Origin of the sequence: Klebsiella sp. P1954, assembly GCF_018199955.1 — a bacterium.
GTDB classification, from domain to species: domain Bacteria; phylum Pseudomonadota; class Gammaproteobacteria; order Enterobacterales; family Enterobacteriaceae; genus Klebsiella; species Klebsiella pneumoniae.
Genome location: NZ_CP073373.1, coordinates 4,581,971 through 4,608,729, shown reverse-complemented (window position 1 = coordinate 4,608,729; position 26,759 = coordinate 4,581,971). Strand labels below are relative to the sequence as shown.

Annotated in this window: 17 protein-coding genes; 7 read left to right on the top strand and 10 right to left on the bottom strand. The window is 57.5% G+C overall.

Annotated elements, in window-relative coordinates:
* Nucleotides 1-9: 9 nt before the first annotated feature.
* Complete coding sequence (gene mqo, locus KB890_RS22240) at nt 10-1,644, bottom strand: malate dehydrogenase (quinone) (RefSeq protein WP_002912994.1); 1,635 nt, start codon at nt 1,642-1,644, stop codon at nt 10-12.
* A 359-nt stretch (nt 1,645-2,003) separates the two neighbouring features.
* Between mqo and KB890_RS22235 the strand changes: the two genes are divergently transcribed.
* Complete coding sequence (locus KB890_RS22235) at nt 2,004-3,164, top strand: SulP family inorganic anion transporter (protein ID WP_020324457.1); 1,161 nt, start codon at nt 2,004-2,006, stop codon at nt 3,162-3,164.
* Here KB890_RS22235 and mgtE read toward each other — a convergent pair.
* The 6 genes from mgtE to KB890_RS22205 all read right to left on the bottom strand — a co-directional run bounded on the left by mgtE (nt 3,127) and on the right by KB890_RS22205 (nt 10,483).
* A complete protein-coding gene (gene mgtE, locus KB890_RS22230; protein WP_002912996.1) occupies nt 3,127-4,563 on the bottom strand; it encodes a magnesium transporter in 1,437 nt (478 codons plus the stop codon). The genes KB890_RS22235 and mgtE overlap by 38 nt on opposite strands.
* A gap of 150 nt (nt 4,564-4,713) precedes the next feature.
* Nucleotides 4,714-6,357 (bottom strand): multidrug ABC transporter permease/ATP-binding protein, encoded by a 1,644-nt coding sequence (locus KB890_RS22225; protein ID WP_094965463.1) that lies wholly within the window; start codon nt 6,355-6,357, stop codon nt 4,714-4,716.
* 74 nt (nt 6,358-6,431) lie between these two features.
* Complete coding sequence (gene alkB, locus KB890_RS22220; protein ID WP_004140817.1) at nt 6,432-7,085, bottom strand: DNA oxidative demethylase AlkB; 654 nt, start codon at nt 7,083-7,085, stop codon at nt 6,432-6,434.
* Nucleotides 7,085-8,149, bottom strand: coding sequence for a bifunctional DNA-binding transcriptional regulator/O6-methylguanine-DNA methyltransferase Ada (gene ada / locus KB890_RS22215; RefSeq protein WP_002913002.1), 1,065 nt, complete (start codon nt 8,147-8,149; stop codon nt 7,085-7,087). The genes alkB and ada overlap by 1 nt, the downstream gene beginning before the upstream one ends.
* A 73-nt stretch (nt 8,150-8,222) precedes the next feature.
* Nucleotides 8,223-9,275, bottom strand: coding sequence for an FAD:protein FMN transferase ApbE (gene apbE / locus KB890_RS22210; RefSeq protein ID WP_004180700.1), 1,053 nt, complete (start codon nt 9,273-9,275; stop codon nt 8,223-8,225).
* A 104-nt stretch (nt 9,276-9,379) separates the two neighbouring features.
* Nucleotides 9,380-10,483, bottom strand: a complete 1,104-nt coding sequence (locus KB890_RS22205) for a porin OmpC (RefSeq protein ID WP_002913005.1) — start codon at nt 10,481-10,483, stop codon at nt 9,380-9,382.
* Between the two features lie 771 nt (nt 10,484-11,254).
* Between KB890_RS22205 and rcsD the strand changes: the two genes are divergently transcribed.
* Complete coding sequence (rcsD, locus tag KB890_RS22200) at nt 11,255-13,912, top strand: phosphotransferase RcsD (RefSeq protein ID WP_002913006.1); 2,658 nt, start codon at nt 11,255-11,257, stop codon at nt 13,910-13,912.
* 15 nt (nt 13,913-13,927) lie between these two features.
* Nucleotides 13,928-14,578, top strand: coding sequence for a response regulator transcription factor RcsB (gene rcsB, locus KB890_RS22195; protein ID WP_002913007.1), 651 nt, complete (start codon nt 13,928-13,930; stop codon nt 14,576-14,578).
* Between the two features lie 45 nt (nt 14,579-14,623).
* On the opposite strand, the gene rcsC is transcribed toward rcsB, so the two are convergent.
* Together rcsC and gyrA are read right to left on the bottom strand one after the other, a co-directional pair.
* Entirely contained in the window at nt 14,624-17,464 is a 2,841-nt protein-coding gene (gene rcsC / locus KB890_RS22190) for a two-component system sensor histidine kinase RcsC (protein ID WP_002913009.1), read from the bottom strand.
* A gap of 131 nt (nt 17,465-17,595) precedes the next feature.
* Nucleotides 17,596-20,229 (bottom strand): DNA topoisomerase (ATP-hydrolyzing) subunit A, encoded by a 2,634-nt coding sequence (gene gyrA, locus KB890_RS22185; RefSeq protein ID WP_020324481.1) that lies wholly within the window; start codon nt 20,227-20,229, stop codon nt 17,596-17,598.
* A gap of 146 nt (nt 20,230-20,375) precedes the next feature.
* Between gyrA and ubiG the strand changes: the two genes are divergently transcribed.
* The 4 genes from ubiG (at nt 20,376) to yfaE (ending at nt 25,220) form a co-directional block, all read left to right on the top strand.
* Nucleotides 20,376-21,104: a bifunctional 2-polyprenyl-6-hydroxyphenol methylase/3-demethylubiquinol 3-O-methyltransferase UbiG gene (gene ubiG / locus KB890_RS22180; RefSeq protein ID WP_002913014.1), complete on the top strand. Its 729-nt coding sequence runs from the start codon at nt 20,376-20,378 to the stop codon at nt 21,102-21,104.
* Nucleotides 21,105-21,448: 344 nt separating this feature from the next.
* The gene (gene nrdA / locus KB890_RS22175) at nt 21,449-23,734 is read left to right on the top strand and encodes a class 1a ribonucleoside-diphosphate reductase subunit alpha (protein WP_002913016.1); all 2,286 of its coding nucleotides are present in this window, start codon (nt 21,449-21,451) and stop codon (nt 23,732-23,734) included.
* A 101-nt stretch (nt 23,735-23,835) separates the two neighbouring features.
* The gene (gene nrdB, locus KB890_RS22170) at nt 23,836-24,966 is read left to right on the top strand and encodes a class Ia ribonucleoside-diphosphate reductase subunit beta (protein ID WP_004140835.1); all 1,131 of its coding nucleotides are present in this window, start codon (nt 23,836-23,838) and stop codon (nt 24,964-24,966) included.
* The gene (gene yfaE / locus KB890_RS22165; RefSeq protein ID WP_002913017.1) at nt 24,966-25,220 is read left to right on the top strand and encodes a class I ribonucleotide reductase maintenance protein YfaE; all 255 of its coding nucleotides are present in this window, start codon (nt 24,966-24,968) and stop codon (nt 25,218-25,220) included. Before nrdB ends, yfaE begins: the two co-directional genes overlap by 1 nt.
* Before the next feature lie 463 nt (nt 25,221-25,683).
* Here yfaE and glpQ read toward each other — a convergent pair whose 3' ends face one another.
* Nucleotides 25,684-26,754, bottom strand: coding sequence for a glycerophosphodiester phosphodiesterase (gene glpQ / locus KB890_RS22160; protein ID WP_020324250.1), 1,071 nt, complete (start codon nt 26,752-26,754; stop codon nt 25,684-25,686).
* Nucleotides 26,755-26,759: the final 5 nt, after the last annotated feature.

Sequence of the window (26,759 nt, the reverse complement as noted above, 5' to 3'; positions counted from 1 at the left end):
GAGCGTTTATCAGAGCGCGATATCCGCCATCGGCTTGCCGCCGCTCAGCGGCTTCAGCTCCGCCTGCGGTACCTCATCCACCGCCCCGGCTGGCTCATATTTCAGTTCCAGCACTTCACTGGTCCACGCCAGCGCTTTCTCGATCTCCGCCGGGTTGCCGTCAAGACGAATACCGTAGGTTGGGATGATCGCCTTCAGCTTGGCCTGCCATTCCGGCGAATTGACTTTATCTTTAAACACTTTTTCCATTAGCTGCAGCATGATAGGCGCCGCGGTGGAGGCCCCTGGCGACGCGCCGAGAAGCGCCGCGACGGTGCCTTCATCATCGCTGACCACTTCGGTGCCCAGGCGCAGTACCCCGCCCTTCTTCGCGTCGCGCTTAATGATCTGCACGCGCTGACCGGCCTGCCACAACCGCCAGTCCTCTTTCCGCGCTTCCGGATAATATTCGCACAGCGCGGCCAGACGATCTTTATCTTTCTGCATCACCTGGCTAATCAGATATTTTACCAGATCGAAGTTGTCCAGGCCGACGTTGAGCATTGGCAAAATATTTGAGGTATTCGTCGAGGCCAGCAGATCCCACAGCGAACCGTTCTTCAGGAAACGGGTCGAGAAGGTGGCGAATGGTCCGAACAGCACCACGCGTTTACCGTCGATAATACGGGTATCGATGTGCGGCACCGACATCGGCGGCGCGCCCACTTCGGCCTGACCGTAGACCTTCGCCAGATGGTGGTTCACCACCTCCGGATTTTCGCAGACCAGGAACTGGCCGCCGACCGGGAAGCCCGCATACTCTTTGGCCTGCGGAATGCCGGTCTCCTGCAGCAGGGTCAGCGCTGCGCCGCCGGCGCCGATAAAGATAAATTTAGCTTTAATGACCCGCTTCTGACGACGATTGTCGGCATCCGCCAGGGTGACCGTCCAGCTCTTGTCGGCGTTGCGCTTGAAGCGACGCACCACGGTGCCCAGCTGTAGGGAGAAATTATCATGCTTTTGCAGACCGGCGATCAGCTGGCGGGTAATTTCACCATAGTTGACGTCGGTTCCCACTTCTGAGCGAGTGGCGGCGACCTTTTGCAACGGGTCGCGGCCTTCCATCACCAGCGGCGCCCAGGCTTTGATCTGCTGATGGTCTTCAGAATAGCGAATACCGCGGAACAGTTCACTTTGCTGCAGCGCCGCGTAGCGCGCACGGAGGAAGTTGACGTTATCTTCGCCCCACACAAAGCTCATGTGCGGCACGCTGTTAATGAAAGATTTTGGTTTGTTCAGGACGCCGCGCGTCACCTGATGCGCCCAGAACTGACGCGAGATATGGAAGGCTTCGTTGATGTCGACCGCTTTGTCGATATTGATGCCGTTGGCGGTCTGCGGCGTGTAGTTCAGCTCCATCAGCGCCGCGTGGCCGGTACCCGCATTATTCCACCCGTTTGAGCTCTCTTCCGCCACGCTGGACATCTGCTCAACCATGGTAATAGACCAGTCTGGCTCAAGCTCCTGCAGCCAGGTTCCCAGTGTGGCGCTCATAATGCCGCCGCCAATCAACAATACATCCGTCTCTTGCTCATGGCGGGTGTTGGTCCGAGTGCTGTTGGGACCAACCGCCTGTGAGCGTGGTACGGCCATCTTTTTATTCATCGGATTTGAGCCTTACTTTACTCGCTGTTTTTATTTAGCGCAGGTGATACGATTCTCACCCCTCACGTTACCACCGAAGCTCAAAAATTTAAATATTGTTTAAATTTTAAGTTCTGTTTTGAGATCCGTTATAAAAATGTTTAATAAATGTATACACCAAATCACTTTTTGTACTGGTGCGCTGACAGATTCCGCGCTATCATCCCTGGTTTTGTGACAGACCGCACGGAAGCAGGGCCTGACACCGCTCTCTCTTTTTTTATAAGCTGCGAACTTTTTTTATGCCCCCAGTTTCTGACCCCGCCGCTTCCGGCAACCTGCGTCCCATCCTCCGCTCCCCGTCTTTACTGACGCGCGAAATGCTGGCCGGCGTGCTCACCGCCCTGGCGCTCATCCCTGAAGTGATTTCGTTTTCAGTCATTGCCGGCGTTGACCCGCAGGTAAGCCTGATTGCTTCGGTGGTGCTCTGCCTGGCGATGTCAGTCTTCGGCGGACGCCCGGCGATGGTCACCGCCGCCGCGGGCTCGGTGGCGCTGGTGATTGGCCCGATGGTGCATCAGCACGGCGTGGGGTACATTTTACCGGCTGTCATTCTGGCGGGTATTATTCAAATTTTGTTTGGTCTGTGCGGCATGGCGCGCCTGATGCGCTTTATTCCCCCGGCGGTGATGACCGGCTTCGTCAACGCCCTCGGGATCCTGATTTTCTTTGCTCAGGTGCCGCATTTCTGGAGTCGACAACCGCTAATCGTTGGCCTGTTCGTCCTGACGCTGCTTATCGTCCTGTGGGCGCCGCGCGTTATTAAGGCTATCCCGGCGCCGCTGATCGCCATCGTCGCGCTCACCCTCTATACCGCGACCACCGGCCAGCAGCTGCCGACCGTCGGCGATGAAGGGTCAATGAGCGGCGGCCTGCCGGGGTTCACCGCCCTGACCGTTCCCCTGAACCTGACCACCCTGCAGATAATCTGGCCGTGCGCCCTCAGCATCGCCTTTGTCGGCCTGATGGAGTCCTTGCTGACGGCTAAGCTGGTAGATGATCTCACTCATACCCCGTCGAACAAATCGCGGGAAAGCGCCGGGCTGGGTATCGCCAATATCCTTGCCGGCTGCTATGGCGGCATCGCCGGCTGCGCGATGATCGGCCAGACTATCGTGAACGTGGAAATGGGCCGGGCCCGCAGCCGCCTCTCAACGGTAATCGCCGGCCTGGTGCTGCTCCTGCTGGTGACAGCGCTCAGCCAGGTGATGGCGAAGATCCCGATGGCGGTTCTGGCCGGGGTGATGGTGATCGTGGCGGTGAAGACCTTTAGCTGGCACAGCATTCGCCCGGGCGAGCTGGCGCGTAATCCGTGGCCGGAAACGCTGGTGATGCTGGTGACCGTCGCCGCGACGGTGGGAACCAGCAATCTGGCGATCGGTGTACTGGCGGGGATTGTCGCGATGGCGATCATCCCCCGCCGCCTGCGGGCAAAAGCGCAGGCTACATTAGAAACAGCGTCGCCAGACCCAGAAAAATAAAGAAGCCGCCGGTGTCGGTGATGGCGGTGATCATTACGCTGGAGCCGACCGCCGGGTCACGCCCCAGCTTCACCATGACCATCGGGATTATCACGCCCATCATCGCCGCCATCAGCAGGTTGAGCATCATGGCCAGCGTCATCACCCCGCCGAGCTGCGGATCGTCATACAGCCACCAGGTGATGGCCCCCATAATCCCGCCCCACACCAGGCCATTAATCAGCGCAACACCCATTTCACGCAGAATCAGAAAGGTAAAGCTGCCGGGCTGGATCTGCTGCAGCGCCATCGCCCGAACGATCATGGTGATCGTCTGGTTGCCGGTGTTGCCGCCGATCCCGGCGACGATCGGCATCAGCGAGGCCAGCGCCACCAGCTGTGAAATGGTGTGTTCGAAGCCGTCGATGACCCGGGAAGCAATAAACGCCGTACACAGATTGACCGCCAGCCATGCCCAGCGGGTTTTCACCGCTTTGCTGACCGGGGCGAAGACATCCTCTTCATCGCTCAGGCCGCCCATCCGCCGCAGATCGTTATCGGTTTCTTCATAAACCACATCGACGATCTCATCGATGGTCAGGCGCCCGATCAGCTTGCCGTCGGCATCAATGACGGCGGCGCTGAGCAAGTCGTCGCGTTCGAAGGTGCGCGCCACCTTCTCCGCCTCTTCGTGCGGCTGAAAGGTGACCGGGTCGCCCTCCATCACCTCCCCCACCCGCTTCTGCGCATCATTGAGCAGAATGGTCTGCAGCTCCAGCTCGCCGAGCAGCAGCTTGTTACGGGTGGTAACGAACAGCTTATCGGTGTTTTCCGGCATTTTACCGAGACGCCGCAGATAGCGCTGCACCGCCGCCAGGGTGGCCTCCGGTCGCACCGTAATGACCTCAAACTCCATGATCGACCCGACGCTGTTGTCGGCGTAGCGCATAATCTGGCGAATACGGGCGCGCTTCTCGGCCGGCAGGGTCGCCAGCAGCCGTCCGGTCAGGTTGCGCGGCAGATGCTGCAGCAGGTAAACCTGTTCATCGATATCCAGCGGCTGCATGGCCTGCAGCAGCTCGGGATCGCTCATCTTGTCGATCAGGTCGCCCCAGACGTTCTCTGAGGCCTCCAGCAGCACTTCGCCGCGTTTATCGTCGGGCACCAGGCACCATAGCGCGGTGCGGGCGTCATAGGGAAGCGCTTCCAGCGCATCGGCGAGATCCGGCGGCGGCAGATGCGAGACCAGCATTTCCACTTCGGCCAGGTCATCGGCCAGCGTCCCTTCATCATAGCGCTCAGCCAGCGTCAGTTTGCCCAGCAGCGCGGAAGTCACCGCTTTATCGGTGCTCAAGAGCCAAATCAGACGGGCGCGCTCTTCGTCACGCAAGCGGGCGCTTTTTTTATGCAAAACGGACATCGATCGGGCAATCCTTTTGAGAATGGTGAGCCGGCCTGCGGGCCGGAAGCCTTAAGCATAGCGCGAGGAGGGGGAAATAATAACCGTCAGCGATGTAGACGCTGAAAATTTCAGCGGCGCCCGGGCTTTTCCCCGGGCGCGTGGCGATTGTCAGGCCGTACGGGCCACCGCATCGCGGGAAGCCTGTTCCCGCTCTTCGCCGGTAAGTTCGGCGAGCTGGCCGGCGCGCATCTCCAGCAGACGATCGGCGTGCTGGAAGTAGTGATCGTCATGGCTGATGGCGAACACGGTTTTGCCCATCTGCTGCATCAGCGGCAGCAGGACCTGGTAGAACTCGCGGCGGAAATGCGGATCCTGATCCGCCGCCCATTCATCCAGCAGAATGATGTCCCGGGACTCGGCCAGCGCCAGCAGGAGCGCCACGCGCTTCTTCTGCCCTTTCGACAGCCGCAGGTCGGCGATTTTTCCGTTCTCCAGCTGCAGCTTGTGAGCCATTTGCAGACGCTCCAGCCATGTCGCCACCAGCGCCGGATCGGCCTCCTCGCCCTGCGGCCCGAGCAGGCGGTCAAACAGCCAGACGTCGGTAAACACTGCGGAAAACAGTTTGCGGTACTCCTCTGGCCTCTCCGCCGCCAGCGGCTGGCCGTCGACGAGGATCTGACCGGATATTGGCTGGTACAGGCCGGTCAGGAGCATCGCCAGCGTTGACTTGCCGCTGCCGTTGCCGCCTATCAAAAACACCAGCTCGCCGCGCTTCAGCGTCAGATTAAGCGGCCCTACCGCAAAGCGCTGGTCCGGATAATGGAAGGTGACATCGCGCAGCTCCAGCGTCTGCCAGTCAGGATGCGCCTGCGGCCGGGGAAAGTCGGCCCGGTACGGGGCGAGGGAGAACTGACGCAGCTTGTTAAACGCCACCTGGGCGCTGAGCAGCGTGGGCAGCGCGCCGACGGCGGAGAGCAGCGGCGTGCGCAGAAACAGCAGCGTCAGGGAATAGGTCGCCGCCACGGCGGTATCGGCCCAGCCGAGGCTGTTGGCCATCCAGAACACCAGCCCGATGGCGCCAAGCATCATAATATTCGACCAGTTGACCACGCTGAGGTGGAAGGTATCGGCGCGAACGATATGGTGCCGGTACTCCCGGGCGTCCGGGAGGTAGAGCTGGTTAAACACATACTCCGCGCGCTCGCGGTTGAGGGTCAGCTCTTTACGCCCCTCCAGCACCGTCTGATAATCGTGATACAGTTTATCTTCCGTTTCGCGCAGGCTGGCCATATGTTTGTACACCCGCGAGACCAGCACAAAGCCGCCCCAGATGGTGAGCGCCATCCACAGCGCCGTCACCAGCATCATTTTTCCTGACAGCCAGGCGAGGTAGGCCGCGGAGCCGAACGTGAGAATGATCCCCTGCACCAGCTCCGGCAGGCGCACAAAGGCGATGGTGATATTGCGGATATCGCTGGTCAGCCCGGCAAGCAGCGACGCACTGCCGATCTTCTCTACTTGTTCAATCTGGGTATCGAGGATGCGTTTAACAAACTCACCGCGCAGACGATAGACAAAATGGTGGCCGAGGGTGGTTAGCGCCAGCTGCGAACCCAGGGTCACCGCCATCAGCAGCCCCAGCAGACCAAGAAACTCCGGCAGGACCCGCAGCGAGGTATCGACAGAGGTAATCAGACGCAGGTTAATGAAAGCGATTAAGCCGATACCCAGCGCAGCGCTGAGCAGGCTGAGAGCAATAACGCCCAGAAACGGCCAGCGGTACTGGCGCCAGACGAGAGAGAGAAGTTCCATAACAGGCTATCCGCAAAAGCAAAACAGCCAGCAGTTTAAACGGCTCGCCGATGACATCAAGAATAATTCTTATTTTAATACTGGCGACCGCCCGCCTGTCGGAAGGTGAGATTGTAACGACAATCGCCCGTTTCCGGATGATGCCCCGCTTTCAGCGGCTGAATGCCATGATAAAACAGGCGCGACTCGCCGCCCCAGACCACCACATCGCCATGCTCCAGCAGCAGCCGCTGCAGCGGGTCGCTGCGTTGCAAGCCGCCAAACTGAAAGATGGCCGGCAAGCCCAGCGAGACCGAGACAATCGGCGCCCGCAGATCCTGTTCATCTTTATCCTGATGCAACGACAGTTTTGCGCCAGGACAATAGCGGTTAATCAAACAGGCGTCGGGGGAAAACTCCGGATAGCCGCCGGCGGCGGCCGCCGCCAGCGCCAGTTCATGAAATACGGCAGGCATCGGCGGCCAGGTTTGATCGGTTACCGGGTCGACCGGGGCGTACAAATAGCCGTGGCGATCGGTAGTCCAGCCCAGCGCGCCGCAGTTGGTCATGGCGACCGACATGGTGTACCCGCCCGGCGTGACCATCTGGCGAAACGGCGACTGACTGGCGACGTCGGCTATCGCCTGCAGCAGCGCCGGGGCGCGTTCGCGGGCAAATCGCCGCAGCACCACCGCGCCGGGGGCCAGCGGCTCCTGCCACGGTGGGGTATCGCTAAACAGATCGAGCATTACTCCTCCTCATGTTGGGCCTCGCGCGCCAGCAGCTGCGCTTTTCGCGCCGTTCCCCAGCGATAACCGGACAGGGCGCCATCTTCACGCACCACCCGGTGGCAGGGAACAATCACCGCCAGCGAATTCGCCGCGCAGGCGCCGGCCACGGCTCTTACCGCCCGCGGCTGGCCAATATGCTCTGCCACCTGGCGGTAGCTGCGGGTCTCGCCCACCGGGATCTGCCGCAGCGCCTGCCAGACCTGCAGCTGAAACGCGGTGCCCTGCAGATCCAGCGGCAGCGATACCGGCCGCCGGCTGTCGTCGAGGTGGGCGAAAATCTCGGCCATCTGCTGACAAAAATCGGGGTCGCCTTCACGCAGCTCGGCATTGGGAAAGCGCCGGCGCAGGTCGTCGAGCAATGCCGCATCGTTATCACCCGGCAGCACCGCGCAGACGCCGCGCTCGCTCTGCGCCACCAGGCAACGACCCAGCGCGCAGTCGCCCGTGGTCCAGGTTACCACGGTGGCGGCGCCGCCGCGGCGAAACTGGCTGGCTGTCATCCCTAACGCTGCGTCGGCCTGGCGATAATAGCTGCTGCTGTCGGGAAAACCAGCCGCCAGCGCGGCGCGGGTCACCGGTATCCCCTGCTCCAGCGCTTCCCGCAGGCGCTGCGCCCGCCACGCTTGTTGCCAGGCTTTAGGGGTCATGCCGGTGACGGATTTAAATAAACGGTGGAAATGAAACGGGCTCATCGCCAGCTGGCCTGCCAGCGCCTCGAGGGTCAGGGGCGCGTCCTGCTCCAGCAGCCGACAGGCCTGCGCCACTTTGTCGACCCTTTGCTGCTGCGGGTAGTCTTTATCCGGTTGGCAGCGTTTGCAGGGGCGGAATCCCGCCGCCACGGCGGCGGCGACGTCGGCAAAAAAGCGTACGTTTTCTCGCCGCGCGCGCCGCGAGCGGCAGGAGGGACGACAGCAGATGCCGGTGGTCAGTACCGCAAAGACGAACTGACCATCGGCCCGGGTATCACGTTCGCAGACCGCCTGCCAGCGGCGATCATCGGTATCGGCAACTATCGGTTTCATGACGGGTCTCCAGCTGTAAGTGTACCCTCAGTCTGTGGTAAAGCCCGCAGTAAAAAACCCGCAATCTTGCTTTTTAATTTTTCTCGCCGACAAGGAAAGTGCGGAACTGCGGCGACATCCAGGTTTTAAAACCCTCTCCTTCTTTAACGATCATGTAGACCGCCAGCCCCTCCTCGCGCACCACCTGCTGCGCTTTTTCCGGCCCCAGTACCATCAGTCCGGTATCCCAGCCGTCCGCCTCCAGCGCCGTTGGCGCAATGACGGTCACGGAGACCAGCTTATGGGTTATCGGCTGCCCGGTCTGCGGATCGATAACGTGCGAGATGCGTTTGCCATCGAGTTCATAGTAGTTGCGATAGCTGCCGGAGGTGCTGATGCCGTGACCATTGATGTCGACAATCGCCTGAACGGCGTTTTCGCGGTCGGTCGGTTTCTGGATCGCTACCCGCCAGGGCTTGCCTTCGCCATTCATCCCGCGGCTGACCAGCGCCCCGCCCACCGACACCAGATAGCGGGAGATCCCCTCCTGCTCCATCAACCGCGCGAGGTGGTCGGCGGCATAGCCTTCCCCCACAGTGGAGAGGTCGACAAACAGATCGGGAATATCTTTTTGCAGGAACTGCCTGCCGCTCTGATTAATAACCTGCAGATGCTGCAGGCCGGTGCGCGCCTTCGCCGCGGCTATCGCCTCGGCATCCGGGGTGGTGACCGGCTGTTTATCCGGGCCAAAGCCCCACAGGTTGACCAGCGGCCCCACGGTAATATCCATCGCGCCGTGCGTTTTGGCGCCAATCCGCAGCGACAGGGTGACGATATCCGCCATCGCTTCGCTCACCGGCCAGGGTTCGGTAGTGGCGGCATGATTGAAGCGCATCAGCGCGGAGTCGTTTTTCCAGGTCGACAGCAGGCGATCGTCGGCGTCCAGCTGGGCCTGAACCTTGGCGCGCAACGCCTGGGCCTTTGCCTCATCCACGCCAATGACGCTGACCCGCCAGAAGGTGCCCATCGTTTTGCCATCCAGCACGGTGGCCGTCGCGGTGGGGGTCGCAGGAGTGGTAGCTGAATCGCAGCCAGAGAGCAGAACGCAGGCGCCCAGCAGCGCGGCGCGAAAGAAAGTCATATCCATTAATCGAGGCTCCTCTTACCAGGGCGACAAGAGTATACCAGCGAGGTTAAACCGGACATAAAAAAAAGGCGCCAGAGGCGCCTTTTTGTTATGCAGCTTGCAACTTAGAACTGGTAAACCAGGCCCAGTGCAACCACGTCGTCGGTAGAGATACCGGCGTTGTGGGTGAAGCTGTTGTCGTCCAGCAGGTTGATTTTGTAGTCAACATAGGTGGACATGTTTTTGTTGAAGTAGTAGGTCGCGCCAACGTCAACATATTTCAGGATGTCCTGGTCGCCGTAGCCTTCCAGATCCTTACCTTTAGACTGCAGGTAAGCCACGGACGGACGCAGACCGAAGTCGAACTGGTACTGAGCAACCACTTCGAAGTTCTGCGCTTTGTTAGCAAAGCCCAGGGAACCGGCGCGGGTCGCGTTGTAGGTCTGGGTGTACTGAGTGGCCAGGTAGATGTTGTTCGCGTCGTATTTCAGACCGCCGGTGTAGGTTTCAGCGTTGTCGCCACGACCCAGTGCCAGCTTGCTGTTCTGGTCGCCAAGACGTTTGGAGTTAGAGTATGCGAAACCAGCGCTGATGCCATCATAGATGTCATAGGTCAGAGAAGTACCGTAACCGTCGCCGTTCTGTTTCAAGGCGGTACGACCGTTGTTGGTAGGAGACAGAGCGCCTTCGCCGCTGACGCTGCCGTTTTTACCCTGATACTGCAGAGCAAAGTTCAGGCCGTCAACCAGACCGAAGAAATCAGAGTTACGGTAGGTTGCAACGCCGTTAGCACGGGACTGCAGGAAGTTGTCAGAACCGTAGGTGTCGCCGCCGAATTCCGGCAGAACGTCGGTCCAGGACGTTACGTCGTATACTACGCCGTAGTTACGACCGTAGTCGAAAGAGCCCGCGTCGCCAAATTTCAGGCCTGCGAATGCCAGACGAGTCCATGCCTGATCGCTGGAGCTTTCAGTGTTGTTCGCCTGAACGTTGTATTCCCACTGGCCGTAACCGGTCAGCTGGTCGTTGATCTGGGTTTCGCCTTTCACGCCTACACGCATGTAGGTCTGGTCGCCGTCGACGCTCTTGTCGTCAGAGAAGTAGTGCAGACCGTCAATTTTACCGTACAGGTCTAATTTGTTGCCGTCTTTGTTATAAATTTCAGCCGCATTTGCTGCGCCTGCTACCAGCAGAGCCGGTACCAGGAGGGACAGTACTTTAACTTTCATGTTATTAACCCTCTGTTTGTTATATGCCTTTTATTATGCCACTGCTTACTGATTACCCTTCTAATCAGTCGGCTATTTCATTGTGCTGCAAAATGCAGAATAATCCAACAAGAATATGATACTAAAACTTCTAAGATGTTTCAAAGTTCCCACAAGATGTTTCAATTTGTAAATTCAGCGGAACTTTTTTCACCGCAAAATGGTCAGGGAAATACGCACTAATCATCAAAAAAAATATTTAACCTTTTATAATCAAAGTGATAGACGACAGCATATCTATAGCACTGAATGGTAAAACAAAATGATCATTGGTGGCTAAAATAAGAGTCGCTATCATCATTAACTTTATTTATTACCGTCATTCAGTTCTGAATGTCTGTTTACCCCTATTTCAACCGGATGCCTCGCATCCGGTTTTTTTTACCCTTCTTTACACAACTTTAATTTATCTGTGCTACGGCTAATGATTCCCTAACGACTATTAATCAATCAATTAGGCCATCAGTGGTGCATATTCTGCCAATGTCTTGTTATTTCGTGCGATTCTTCCCTTTTGTTTCCGTCAATATCGTCGCCGGTTAACCTTCCCGGCGCGGTTTCATTTACGCTTCGTTTCTAAGATAATTCCTGGGCGGCATCGCACCGCTGGTGCCAATCTGTAGTATGGATTTACGCCATTAGCCTTTATACTGCCAGCAGCATCTGCTTTGTTGCCAGTTACTCTGGCGCTACATCCTGTTTACAAACAATGATGAGTCGTTCAGCCACAAGATGACCCCGAAAAAATTCTCCCTGATCCCCGGCAACATCAGCCGCTTCTTCATTTTGATGGTTATTGTCCTGCTGGCGACAATGGGGGTGATGATCCAAAGCGCCGTCAATGCCTGGCTGAAGGAGAAAAGCTATCAGGTGGTTGATGTCTCCCACGCTCTGCACCAGCGCATTGACGCCTGGCGCTATGCCACCTGGCAGATCTACGACAATATCGCCGCCACCTCAGTCAACACCGCAAGCGGCGGTCTGCAGGAGACGCGTTTAAAACAGGACGTTTACTACCTGGAGAAACCCCGGCGTAAAACCGAAGCCCTGATCTTTGGCTCCCATGACAGCTCCACCCTCGAAATGACGCAGAAAATGTCCGATTATCTCGATATTTTGTGGGGCGCGGAGACCATTCCGTGGTCGATGTACTATCTCAACGGCCTGGACAATAGTCTGATCCTGGTCTCCACCCTGCCGTTGAAGGACCTCTCTTCGAGCTTCAAAGAGTCAACGATCAGCAGCGTCGTGGAGTCACGGCGCGCGGAAATGCTGCTGCAGGCTAATACCCTTGATGAGCGCGAGACGTTCTCGCCGCTGCGCCATCTCGCCTGGCAGAACGCGCACTATTTTACGTTACGCACCACCTTCAACCAGCCCGGACACCTTGCCACGGTGGTCGCCTTCGACCTGCCGATTAACGATCTGATCCCGCCCGGCATGACCATCGACAGCTTCCGTATCGAGCCTGACCCGTCGCAAAATCTCGCCACCACGCCGGATAAAGAGAGCGCCGATCATATCGGGATCACCTTTAACGGCATGCAGATTGACATCGCCACCGACATCAGCACCACCGGTATGCAGTTGCTGTGGACGGTACCAATGAGCACCATGCTGCTGGAGTCCATGCAGAACATTCTTCTGCCGCTGCTGCTCAACATTGGTCTGCTGGCGCTAGCGCTGTTTGGTTTTACCACCTTTCGCCACTATAAAGGACGCAGCCATTCGTCTGGCGCCGGGCTCCCCTCCGCCGCCAACAGCGAACTGCGTCTGCTGCGCGCCATTAACGAAGAGATTGTTTCTCTGCTGCCGCTGGGGCTGCTCGTTCACGATCAGGAAGCCAACCGAACGGTTATCAGCAATCCAATTGCCGACCATCTGCTTCCGCACCTGAATCTGCAGAACATCACCAATATGGCGGACCAGCATCAGGGGGTAATTCAGGCCACCGTCAATAATGAGCAGTATGAAATCCGCCAGTATCGCAGCCAGGTAGCGCCGCGCACCCAGATCCTGATCATCCGTGATCAGGACCGCGAAGTGCTGGTCAATAAAAAGCTCAAGCAGGCCCAGCGCTTGTATGAGAAAAACCAGCAGGGACGGGCCGCCTTTATGCAGCACATCGGCAGCGCCCTGAAGCAGCCCGCGCTGACGCTGGCGGCAGAGGCGGCGGCGCTCAGTAGTACAGAGAATCGGACGCTGGCCCAGCATGCCGATGAGCTGGTCAAACTCATCGATGACATTCAGCTCGCCAATCTGCTGGAAAGCGATGCCTGGAAAACCAACCAGACGTTGTTCTCGGTGCAGGAGCTTATTGACGACGTCGTGCCGGAAGTGCTGCCGGCGATGAAACGCAAGGGTCTGCAGCTGCTCATCAACAATGCGCTCCCGGCCGGCGAGCAGCGCTATGGCGACCGTGAAGCTCTGCGGCGCACGCTGGTGCTGTTAATCCAGTATTCAGTGACCACCACGCCTATCGGCAAGATCACCCTCGACGTCTGTCAGGATGAGTCGGCCAGCGATCGCCTGACCTTCCGCATTCTGGATACCGGCAACGGCGTCTCGGCAAACGAGATCGACAATATGCACTTCCCGTATCTCAACGAGACCCAGAGCGACCTGTACGGCAAAGCAAACGCCCTTACCTTCTGGCTATGCGACCGCATGACGCGCAAGCTGGGCGGGCAATTGACCATTAAAGCCCGGGAGTCGCTGGGGACGCGCTATACCCTGCATCTGAAAATGCCGGCCAGCGAAGAGGCGCCAGAGGCGGGAGAGCATTTGCTGGATGACGTTATCGTCCTGCTGGATGTGACTTCCAGCGAAGTGCGGCGGATTGTCACTCGCCAGCTGGAGAGCTGGGGAGCGTCCTGCATCACACCGGACGATCGGGCGACCAGTCAAGCCTTTGATCTTTATTTAACGGATAATCCGTCTAATCTTACTGCTTCAGGCTTGCTTTTAAGCGATGATGAGGTCGGGATACGCAAGATCGGCCCGGGCCAACTGCGGGTCAACTTTAATATTAGCACGGCGATGCAGGAGGCTATCCTGCAGCTTATTGAGCAGCAGCTGGCGGAGGAGGCGGTTCAGCCCGTCACCTCAGGAAACGAGAGTAACGCCGAACTCCATGCCAGCGGCTATTACGCACTGTTTGCCGATACGGTACCGGATGATGTTCAGAGATTGTATACTGAAATCGAAGCGGGCGATTTTGCTGCTCTGGCGCAAACCGCCCACCGCCTCAAAGGGGCATTTGCTATGCTTAATCTGATACCCGGCAAGCAGTTATGTGAAACGCTTGAGCATCTGATTCGCGAAAAGGATGCGCAAGGCATAGAAAAATATATCAGCGACATTGACGCTTACGTCAAGAGCTTGCTGTAGAAGGTAGCCTTATACATGAACACTATGAACGTAATTATTGCCGATGACCATCCGATCGTACTGTTCGGTATTCGTAAGTCACTTGAGCAAATTGAGTGGGTGAACGTCGTTGGCGAGTTTGAAGACTCCACGGCCCTTATCAACAATCTTCCGAAGCTGGACGCCCATGTGCTGATCACCGATCTGTCCATGCCCGGTGACAAATACGGCGACGGGATCACGCTGATTAAATACATCAAGCGCCACTTCCCGGATCTGTCGATCATTGTTCTGACCATGAACAACAATCCGGCGATCCTCAGCGCGGTGCTGGATCTGGATATCGAAGGGATCGTCCTCAAGCAGGGGGCGCCGACCGACCTGCCAAAAGCGCTGGCCGCGCTGCAGAAAGGGAAAAAATTCACCCCGGAAAGCGTCTCTCGCCTGCTGGAAAAAATCAGCGCCAGCGGCTATGGCGATAAACGCCTGTCGCCGAAAGAGAGCGAAGTACTGCGCCTGTTCGCCGAAGGTTTCCTGGTAACCGAGATCGCCAAAAAGCTTAATCGCAGCATTAAAACCATCAGCAGCCAGAAGAAATCGGCGATGATGAAGCTGGGCGTCGAAAACGACATCGCCTTGCTGAACTACCTCTCTTCCGTCTCGCTGAGCGCGACGGACAAAGAGTAATCTCTTCGCCCTCTCCGTCTCGCCCCGGCGAGACGGAGCTCCCCATTATTCCCGCCCTTTACGCACCCGCGCCGCATATACCGTCAGCGTTTGCTTCAGTACGTCGAGGGTGACCGGCTTGGACAGACAACTGTCCATCCCCGATTCCAGACAGCGCTGCTTCTCTTCCGCCAGGGCATTGGCCGTTACGCCAATCACCGGCAGCGTCAGGCCAAGCTGACGAATGCGCTGCGTCAGGCGATAGCCATCCATATTAGGCATGTTGACGTCGCTGAGCACGATATCGATGTGCTGCTTGCTGAGGACGTTGAGCGCGTCGATCCCGTCGTTCGCGGTCACGCACTGGTAGCCGAGCGAACCCAGCTGATCCGCCAGCAGGCGGCGGTTGATCGGGTGATCGTCGACCACGAGGATCATCATGTCGTCGTTATTGCCGGCCTGCGCCTCCGGGGCCATCAGCGCCGGGCTATTTTCCGCACTGGCGAGCGCAACATGGAAAATACGCCCCAGCAGCGGCAGCAGTTCGTGGGGAGTCGTCACGCTGTGCAGCCATTCGCCGGCGGACCGCTCCTGCGGAATACCGATATGACGGCGACAGAAGATGACCATGGCCCTTCCCTGCCATCCGCTCAGCGCCTCATCGTCAGTGAGTAAGACATCCTCGGCGTCCGGCGTTTCGCCGGCATGGCGGCGGACCGTCAGGCCGTGGTAGCTGAGCAGCGAGGTGACGAACATCGCCAGCGAAGTGTTATGAATCGCCAGCCAGCAGGTCTTGCCAGCGAAACCGTCTCTGCTCACCGGTGAGGTATTCTGCACGCCATACAGAGGAATACGGATGGTAAAGCGGCTACCCATCCCCGGCTCGGTTTCGACAGCAATATCGCCATCCATCATGCTGATCAGTTTTTCACAGATCGCCAGGCCAAGGCCGGTGCCCTGAAAATTGCGCTGCACGCCGGTCCCCACCTGGAAGAAAGGATCGAAGAGGCGCAATACCTCTTTCGCCGGGATCCCCTCTCCGGTGTCGCGAACGCTAATCTGCAGATAATCCCCCGCGCACTGGACGTGCAGGACAATACAGCCGGTATCGGTGAACTTTATCGCATTGCTGAGCAGATTTGAGATCACCTGCTGCAGGCGCATCGGGTCGCCGGACATTTGTTCCGGAACGTCCGGCTCGATAAAGCAGTACAGGCCCAGCTGCTTGCGCACCACCAACGGCAGATAGTTAGCGGAGATATGGTTCATGACTTCGCGCGGAGAGAACTCCCGCGGCTCGATCTTCAACTGCTCGGACTCGATTTTCGAGAAATCAAGAATATCGCTGATGATTTTCAGCAGCAGGCTGGAGGAGTTGTTCATCGCCGTCACAAGGCGATCGACGCCTTTCGGCAACGCTTTGGTCTGCAGCAGATCGAGGTTACCGATGATGCCATACAGCGGGGTACGCAGCTCATGGCTAACCGTCGCCAGGAACATCGATTTCGACTGGCTGGCCTGCTCCGCCGCCTGGGCCATCTCCTGCAGCGACTCCTCCATTTTCACGCGGGCGGAAACGTCCACCAGCACGCAAATGGCGACGTTTTCATTGCGATAGCGTGAATGAACAAAGCTAATCTGCAGGTTGGTATGGTTGCTGGTCAGCACGTCGACAAAATTGACCTGCTGGCCGCAGATGATCTGCGTCAGCCGCTGGCGGTCCTCGTGGGTCAGCATGTTCAGGTAGTTGTGCGCCAGTTCATTACTGAGAATATTGGTCCCGTCGGCAGTGCGCAGAATACAGATCCCTACCGGGGCAGAAGCCACAATTTTGCGGTTGAACTGCTCGTGCTCTTCCAGGCGCTGGGCGTCATTCTCCGCGGGGATAAAAATGCGCCGCTCATACATCCGCGCCAGCGCGAACAGCATCGCGCCGCTGAGGATATTAAGAACGATAGCATTGATGATCAGCATACGGATCCGCTCCAGCACCTGATCTACCGAGACGGAATAGACGATGCTCAGGGAGGACGGCGAGAGGCTTTTTTTCAGCACCAGCTCGCGGAAACCCGAACTGTAGCCAAACCACATCCGCTCCTGCATCCACTTCGCTTCGCTCTGGATTTTACCTTCCGCACCGGCCAGCGAAATCAGCGGCTGCCCGTTATCGTCAAAGATCGTCACGCTCATCGGCAGGCTGCCCGGCGTAAAGAAGCTTTCCATGCGGATGGTCTGCTCCACGCCCAGCATCGCCTGCAGGCGATTGGCCATATAGACTGGCGTCAGGGCGTAAAAATAGCCCACCCCGGGGCGAACGCCCTGGCTTATCCAGAACAGGTTGTTGCCGCGCTCGTTTTGCGGCGCGTTGCGATATTGCTCTATGCGCTGATGCAGGACTTTCAGCGCCTGATCGCGCTCAATCGGCACGTCCCGCAGGCCAAAGTTGGCCATGCAGAGGTTATCGCTGCCGATGAGAAAGATGCGGTTAAGGTCGTAGGCGGCAGTAAAATTATCCCGCCAGTAGCGCATAAACCATGCCAGCGACTGCAGCGAATTACGCCAGGTGGCGCTCATCGCGCTGCAGTCGGAATCGGGGTACAGGGGTTCAAAGTTGGGCACCGCCATATCGCCGTTTTGCCCTTGCGCTACCGCGTCCCCTGCCGACAAGCGGTTACCGGCGACATACTTCAGCTCTTTCATTACATCCGCGGTACGCTGGATATAGCGCTGGGCCTGATCGGCGTTGAGATTAAGCTCCTGATGGATTTCGGCTTCCCGCTCGTGCAGCGCGTTGACGATATAAAACACTGAGACAAACGCAATAAGCAGCCACAGCAATACCGCCAGCGCTCTGAACAGATAACGTGAAACCTTCAGGGTTGTATGAAAAGAGGCAAGATATTTCAATGTGGCGATGCTCGGCCGTCAGGGACTCAACAGAATGCGGTTAAGGTAGCGGTAAACCGGCTTTGCCGCAATGTTAATGCAAAAAGGGCCGGGAAAATACCCGGCCCTTCCAGAACATTTACCTCGGACGATTATTCTTCGTCTTCGGCGATGTCGTCATCGGTATCCGCTTCCGGGGCGATATCGTCATCGCCTTCCGCCGCGCTACCGTCGATGGCATCCAGCTCTTCATCATCCACCGGCTCAGCCACGCGCTGCAGACCCACCACGTTTTCATCTTCCGCGGTGCGGATGAGGATCACGCCCTGGGTGTTACGGCCCACGATGCTCACCTCGGAAACGCGGGTACGCACCAGCGTCCCGGCGTCGGTGATCATCATGATCTGATCGCAGTCATCCACCTGCACGGCGCCGACCACGGAACCGTTACGCTCGGTGACTTTGATCGAAATAACGCCCTGGGTGGCGCGCGACTTGGTCGGATACTCCGCCGCCGCGGTACGTTTACCGTAACCGTTTTGCGTCACCGTCAGGATCGCGCCTTCGCCGCGTGGAATAATCAGCGAGACGACGCTGTCGTTTTCCGCAAGCTTAATACCGCGTACGCCGGTGGCGGTACGGCCCATGGCGCGAACGGCGTCTTCCTTGAAGCGTACAACCTTACCGGCCGCGGAGAACAGCATCACTTCATCCTGACCAGAGGTCAGATCGACGCCGATCAGCTCATCGCCTTCGTTCAGGTTGACCGCGATGATACCGGCGGAACGCGGACGGCTGAACTCGGTCAGCGCGGTTTTCTTCACGGTACCGCTGGCGGTGGCCATAAAGACGTTGACGCCCTCTTCGTACTCGCGGACCGGCAGGATGGCGGTAATGCGCTCATCGGCTTCCAGCGGCAGCAGGTTGACGATCGGCCTACCGCGCGCGCCGCGGCTGGCTTCCGGCAGCTGATAGACCTTCATCCAGTACAGACGGCCGCGGCTTGAGAAGCAGAGGATGGTGTCATGGGTGTTAGCCACCAGCAGGCGGTCGATAAAGTCTTCTTCTTTAATGCGCGCTGCCGATTTGCCTTTACCGCCACGACGCTGTGCTTCGTAGTCGGTCAGCGGCTGATACTTCACATACCCCTGATGCGACAGGGTGACCACCACATCTTCCTGGTTGATCAGATCTTCGATGTTAATATCAGCGCTGTTGGCGGTGATTTCGGTACGACGTTCGTCGCCGAACTGGTCGCGGATCAGCTCCAGCTCTTCGCGAATCACTTCCATCAGACGGTCGGCGCTGCCGAGAATGTGCAGCAGCTCCGCGATCTGCTCCAGCAGCTCTTTATATTCGTCGAGCAGTTTTTCATGCTCAAGGCCGGTCAGTTTCTGCAGACGCAGATCCAGAATCGCCTGAGCCTGCTGCTCGGTCAGATAGTATTTACCGTCGCGTACGCCGAACTCTGGCTCCAGCCATTCCGGACGCGCGGCGTCATCCCCGGCGCGCTCCAGCATCGCCGCAACGTTACCGAGATCCCACGCCTGGGCAACCAGCGCCGTTTTCGCTTCTGCCGGGGTCGGCGCGCGACGGATCAGTTCGATAATCGGGTCGATGTTGGCCAGCGCAACGGCCAGCGCTTCGAGGATATGCGCCCGGTCGCGCGCTTTGCGCAGTTCGAAAATCGTACGACGGGTCACCACTTCACGGCGGTGGCGTACAAACGCGGCGATAATGTCCTTCAGGTTCATGATCTTCGGCTGACCATGGTGCAGAGCTACCATGTTGATGCCGAAGGAGACCTGCAGCTGGGTCTGGGAATAGAGGTTGTTAAGCACCACTTCCCCTACCGCATCGCGCTTCACTTCAATCACGATGCGCATCCCGTCTTTATCAGACTCGTCACGCAGCGCGCTGATGCCTTCCACGCGTTTTTCTTTGACCAGCTCGGCGATTTTCTCGATCAGGCGCGCTTTGTTCACCTGATACGGAATTTCGTGCACGATGATGGTTTCGCGGCCGGATTTCGCGTCCACTTCCACTTCCGCGCGCGCGCGAATGTACACTTTACCGCGACCGGTGCGGTAGGCCTCTTCGATGCCGCGACGGCCATTGATAATGGCGGCGGTCGGGAAATCAGGGCCAGGAATATGCGCCATCAGCCCTTCAATGCTGATGTCTTCATCGTCAACATACGCCAGACAGCCGTTAATCACTTCCGTCAGGTTATGCGGCGGTATGTTGGTGGCCATCCCTACGGCGATCCCGGAGGCGCCGTTCACCAGCAGGTTAGGAATTTTGGTCGGCATGACGTCCGGAATACGCTCCGTACCGTCATAGTTGTCGACGAAATCGACCGTCTCTTTTTCAAGATCGGCCATCAGCTCATGAGCGATTTTCGCCAGACGAATTTCGGTATAACGCATCGCCGCGGCGGAGTCGCCGTCGATGGAACCAAAGTTACCCTGGCCGTCCACCAGCATGTAACGCAGCGAGAACGGCTGCGCCATACGCACGATGGTGGCGTATACCGCGAAGTCGCCGTGCGGGTGGTATTTACCGATTACGTCACCAACGACACGGGCTGATTTTTTATAGGCTTTGTTCCAGTCATTGCCCAATACGTTCATGGCGTAAAGTACGCGACGGTGTACCGGCTTCAGGCCATCTCGGACATCCGGCAGCGCACGGCCAACAATGACCGACATCGCATAATCCAGATAAGAGTTCTTAAGCTCTTCCTCAATGTTGACCGGTGTAATTTCTCTCGCAAGGTCGCTCATCTAACCGCTATCCCTCTACTGTATCCCGGATTCAAAGGTCGCAAATTATAACACAGCCGCGCTAATAGAGGTAAAGCAATACGGTTTATTCATGGCGCGCTGCTGATATACTCGCAGGTCTGAACAGAAAAGGAGTAAAAGCGCCCATGAATGCCGAAAAAACGTCGGTAGCCCCTAACGTCGATCATGCTGAAATCGCCAAATTCGAAGCCGTCGCCTCGCGCTGGTGGGATCTGGAGGGCGAGTTCAAACCGCTCCACCGCATCAACCCGCTGCGGCTGGGCTATATTGCCGAACGCTCCGGCGGCCTGTTCGGTAAAAAAGTCCTCGATGTCGGCTGCGGCGGCGGCATCCTCGCCGAGAGCATGGCGCGCGAAGGCGCGACGGTCACCGGGCTGGACATGGGGGCCGAACCGCTGCAGGTCGCCAGGCTGCACGCCCTGGAGAGCGGTATTCAGGTAGACTATGTTCAGGAAACAGTTGAGGAACATGCCGCGAAGCATCCCCAGCAGTATGACGTCGTGACCTGCATGGAGATGCTGGAGCACGTGCCCGACCCGCAGTCGGTGGTGCACGCCTGCGCGCGGTTAGTGAAGCCCGGCGGCCAGGTCTTCTTCTCCACCATCAACCGCAACGGCAAGGCCTGGCTGATGGCGGTAGTCGGGGCGGAATATGTCATGAAGATGGTGCCCAAAGGCACTCATGATGTGAAGAAGTTTATCAAACCGGCCGAGCTGCTGGGCTGGGTAGATCAGACTACTCTGAAAGAGCAGCATATCATCGGTCTGCATTACAATCCGCTGACCAATACCTTCAAGTTAGCGCCGGGGGTTGATGTTAACTATATGTTGCATACAACCGCCAAACAGGACTGAGGTCAGCACCTCCGCTTATGATGATTGCGCGGCATCAAGCCGCGTGATTATTTCTTCCGATGAAGAAATCAGCACTCGATCAAATTTTCATTTTTTTTTCTGTTTTATTGACTTCTTCTCCAGGCCTTATGCGACGTGGACTTGCGGATTATTACCCTTCCGCAACCTCAATTTAACGTCAAAATCAACCCTTGTACTCAAAAGATTCCTTACTAAAATACTCACCATATAGCGTTTCTTTTATCGACAACCCCCTACATATAGTATTTATCCACAGAGTTAGTCACAACGGCCTTCTGTGGATAAACGGGGGATATTTTCTTTCACGGACAGGTAAAATCCACATGAATCAGAGTCTGCTGGTGACAAAGCGCGACGGGACCACCGAGCGCATCAATCTCGACAAAATCCATCGCGTACTGGATTGGGCGGCAGAAGGACTGAATAACGTTTCGATTTCCCAGGTAGAGCTGCGCTCCCATATCCAGTTCTATGACGGCATCAAAACCGCGGACATCCACGAAACCATTATTAAAGCCGCTGCGGATCTGATCTCCCGCGACGCACCGGATTACCAGTACCTCGCCGCGCGTCTGGCGATTTTCCATTTGCGTAAAAAAGCCTTCGGTCAGTTTGAGCCGCCGGCGCTCTACGATCACGTGGTGAAGATGGTCGAGAAAGGTAAATACGATCATCATCTGCTGGAAGACTACACGGAAGAAGAGTTCCAGCAGATGGACGGTTTCCTCGACCACTGGCGCGACATGAACTTCTCCTACGCAGCCGTTAAGCAGCTGGAAGGCAAGTATCTGGTACAAAACCGCGTCACCGGCGAAATTTATGAGAGCGCGCAGTTCCTCTATATTCTGGTCGCCGCTTGCCTGTTCTCGAACTATCCGCGCGAAACGCGTCTGGACTATATCAAGCGTTTCTACGACGCGGTGTCCACCTTTAAAATCTCGCTGCCGACGCCGATCATGTCCGGCGTGCGTACCCCAACCCGTCAGTTCAGCTCCTGCGTGCTGATCGAGTGCGGCGACAGCCTGGATTCCATCAACGCCACCTCCAGCGCGATTGTGAAATACGTTTCCCAGCGCGCCGGCATCGGCATCAACGCCGGGCGCATTCGCGCGCTGGGCAGCCCGATCCGCGGCGGCGAAGCCTTCCACACCGGCTGCATTCCATTCTACAAGCATTTCCAGACCGCGGTGAAATCCTGCTCGCAGGGCGGCGTGCGCGGCGGCGCGGCAACCCTCTTCTACCCAATGTGGCATCTGGAAGTGGAAAGCCTGCTGGTGCTGAAAAACAACCGTGGTACCGACGCCAACCGCGTTCGTCACATGGACTACGGGGTACAGATCAACAAGCTGATGTACACCCGTCTGCTGAAAGGCGGCGATATTACCCTGTTCAGCCCTTCCGACGTCCCGGGCCTGTATGACGCCTTCTTCGCCGATCAGGACGAGTTTGAGCGCCTGTACACCCAGTACGAGCAGGACGACAGCATTCGCAAGCAGCGTATTAAAGCCGTTGAGCTGTTCTCGCTGATGATGCAGGAGCGCGCCTCTACCGGCCGCATCTATATCCAGAACGTCGACCACTGTAACACCCACAGCCCGTTCGATCCGGTAGTCGCCCCGGTGCGTCAGTCTAACCTGTGCCTGGAGATTGCTCTGCCGACCAAACCGCTGGAAGATGTCAACGACGAAAACGGCGAAATCGCGCTGTGCACCCTGTCGGCCTTCAACCTCGGGGCTATCGACAGCCTCGACGAGCTGGAAGAGCTGGCGGTGCTGGCGGTGCGTGCTCTGGATGCGCTGCTCGACTATCAGGATTACCCCATCCCGGCGGCTAAACGCGGTGCGATGGGGCGTCGTACGCTGGGTATCGGCGTGATCAACTTCGCTTACTATCTGGCGAAGCATGGCAAACGCTACTCCGACGGCAGCGCCAACAACCTGACGCACAAAACGTTCGAAGCGATTCAGTACTATCTGCTGAAGGCCTCTAACGAGCTGGCTATCGAGCAAGGCGCCTGCCCGTGGTTCAACGAAACCACCTATGCGCAGGGCATCCTGCCGATCGATACCTATAAGAAAGATCTGGACGGCATCGTCAGCGAACCCCTGCACTACGACTGGGAAGCATTGCGCGAATCCATTAAAACCCACGGTCTGCGCAACTCCACGCTCTCCGCGCTGATGCCGTCCGAGACCTCGTCGCAGATCTCCAACGCCACCAACGGCATAGAGCCGCCGCGCGGCCACGTGAGTATCAAAGCGTCCAAGGACGGTATCCTGCGCCAGGTGGTGCCGGATTACGAAAACCTGCAGAACGCCTACGAGCTGCTGTGGGAGATGCCGAACAACGACGGTTATCTGCAGCTGGTGGGTATCATGCAGAAGTTTATCGACCAGTCGATCTCTGCCAACACTAACTACGATCCGACGCGCTTCCCGTCCGGAAAAGTGCCGATGCAGCAGTTGCTCAAAGACCTGCTCAACGCCTATAAATTCGGCGTCAAAACGCTGTACTATCACAACACCCGTGATGGCGCTGAAGACGCCCAGGATGACCTGGCCCCGTCCATCCAGGACGACGGCTGCGAAAGCGGCGCTTGTAAGATCTAAGGTATTTTTGCCGGGTAACGCTACGCTTACCCGGCCTACGTTTGTGTAGGCCCGGCCAACCCATTCCCGCCGGGCAATACAGTTCAACAGGACTCACTTCAATGGCATACACCACTTTTTCACAGACGAAAAACGATCAGCTGCTGGAACCCATGTTTTTTGGCCAGCCGGTTAACGTGGCCCGCTACGATCAGCAAAAATACGACATCTTTGAAAAGCTGATTGAAAAGCAGCTCTCCTTCTTCTGGCGCCCGGAAGAGGTTGACGTTTCCCGCGATCGCATCGACTACCAGGCGCTACCGGAACACGAAAAACATATTTTCATCAGCAACCTGAAGTACCAGACGCTGCTCGACTCCATCCAGGGCCGTAGCCCGAATGTGGCGCTGCTGCCGCTGATCTCCATCCCGGAGCTGGAGACCTGGGTAGAAACCTGGGCCTTCTCCGAGACCATTCACTCGCGTTCGTACACTCACATCATCCGCAACATCGTCAACGACCCGGCGACCGTGTTCGACGACATCGTCACCAACGAGCAGATCCAGAAACGTGCGGAAGGCATCTCTCACTATTACGATTCGCTGATCGAGATGACCAGCTACTGGCATCTGCTGGGCGAAGGCACCCACACCGTCAACGGCAAAACCGTGACCGTGAATCTGCGCGAGCTGAAAAAGAAACTCTATCTGTGCCTGATGAGCGTTAATGCCCTGGAAGCGATCCGCTTCTACGTCAGCTTCGCCTGCTCCTTCGCCTTTGCCGAACGCAAACTGATGGAAGGCAACGCCAAAATTATCCGCCTGATCGCCCGCGATGAAGCGCTGCACCTGACCGGCACCCAGCATATGCTGAACCTGCTGCGCTCCGGCAGCGACGATCCGGAAATGGCGGAAATCGCCGAAGAGTGCAAACAGGAGTGCTATGACCTGTTCGTGCTGGCGGCGCAGCAGGAGAAAGAGTGGGCGGACTACCTGTTTCGCGACGGCTCGATGATCGGCCTGAATAAAGATATTCTCTGCCAGTACGTCGAGTACATCACCAATATCCGCATGCAGGCGGTGGGCCTCGATCTGCCGTTCCAGACCCGCTCCAACCCGATCCCATGGATCAACACCTGGCTGGTCTCCGACAACGTTCAGGTGGCGCCGCAGGAAGTGGAAGTCAGTTCTTATCTCGTCGGCCAGATCGATTCTGAAGTCGATGCCGACGATCTGAGTAACTTCCAGCTGTAATGAAGCGGATCTTCCTGAAAATCTCTGACACTCGCCTTGAGTGTCAGGATGAACACCCTTCCCTGCTGGCGGCGCTGGAGTCGCATAATATCGACGTCGAATATCAGTGCCGCGAAGGCTACTGCGGCTCCTGCCGCACGCGTCTGGTCTCCGGCCAGGTTGACTGGCTGACCGAGCCGCTGGCCTTTATCCAGCCGGGAGAAATTTTGCCCTGCTGCTGCCGGGCGAAAGGCGATATTGAGATCGAGATGTAGTCTTGTCAGGTGGCGCTACGCTTACCCGATCTACTGTTCCAGGACCGGCCGTTTACGCACTGCCGCCCTGGGCTGCTGAAACTGCCGGTGTTGACGGCCTCAAAATCGCTGAGACGTTCCCGGAAGGCCGGGGCAGCCCGCATGGATGCGGGCTGAGGGCCGTGTTTTGCATGGACGCTACCTCGGCCCGACCCGAAGCCTGCAGGGATAAGTCGAAGGGACCGCGCAGCGGCGATTTTGCTGGCCGGAGCCCGGGGGTACAGGGGGAGGCGGCGACTGGCCTCCCCCTGTGCGCTCCCTGCGCTATGAAAGGCATAACGCAGAAGAAATATCGGGAGCGCAATCTTCCAGGAAATAACATAGAACAAACGTTATTCCCGGGTCGAAATCGTTGCACGCCGAGAACAGTGTCAACAAAACCGCAGTTCGTAGGCCGGGTAAGGCGTAGCCGCCACCCGGCTTTTTAGTGTTTCGCGTCCAGGAACTGCACCGCTTTATCCGGGAAATCGGTAAATAAGCCGTCGACGCCCGCCTGGTTATACAGCACGTCATAGAGTTGATTAACGTTAGTCGCGTACTCCGGCAACTGATCCGCGCGCACGGTGTACGGATGCACCTGCAGATGGCTGGCGTGCGCCTCTTTCACCATCGCCGTCAGCTTCACCGCCCCCGGCTTCGAGCCTTCCGCTACCAGCATATGGTAATCCGGGCCGATGCCGTCCGCGTACTGCGCAATCTGCGCCATCGCCCCTGGCTTGAACATCCAGTCATAGCTGTAGTTCACCCACTTACCATCGGCCTGTTTCTGCTGGGTTTCATTCCAGTCGGTATAGGCGATGAGCTGCACCAGATTGAGATCCATCCCCATCTTCGGCTCCAGCTCATTTTTAATGCGTTTGAGCTCGTTGGCGTCAAAGCACTGCAGATAAACCTTATCCTGCTTGCTGGTATAGCCATATTCCTTCAGCACCTTCAATGTGCTGGCGGCAATATCTTTGCCTTCCTGGTGGTGGAACCACGGTGCTTTGATTTCCGGGTAGATACCGATGTTTTTGCCGGTTGAATGGTTCAGCCCCTGGACAAACTCAATCTCCTCTTCAAAGGTATGAATACGGAAATCGGATTTGCCCATCGGGAATCGCCCGGGATAGGTTTGCACGTTCTTACCATTTTTCGGCTCAAAACCTTCGGTGAACTTCAGCGACTTAATCTCGTCCAGGGTAAAGTCGATGGCGTAGAAACGGCCATCTTTACGCGCCCGCTGCGGGAAACGCTGCGCAACGTCAGTCACCCGATCGAGATAGTGGTCGTGTAACACCACCAGCCGGTCGTCTTTGGTCATCACCAGGTCTTGCTCAAGGTAATCCGCCCCCTGAGCGTAAGCCATCGCTTTCGCCGGCAGGGTATGTTCCGGCAGATACCCGCTGGCGCCGCGGTGGGCGATGACCATTTTATCAGCCGCTGTCGCGCTGAAGCACAGCGCCGAACTGGACAGAATTATTCCGCTCATCAGCGCGGTAAGTTTCATTTTCATCGCCG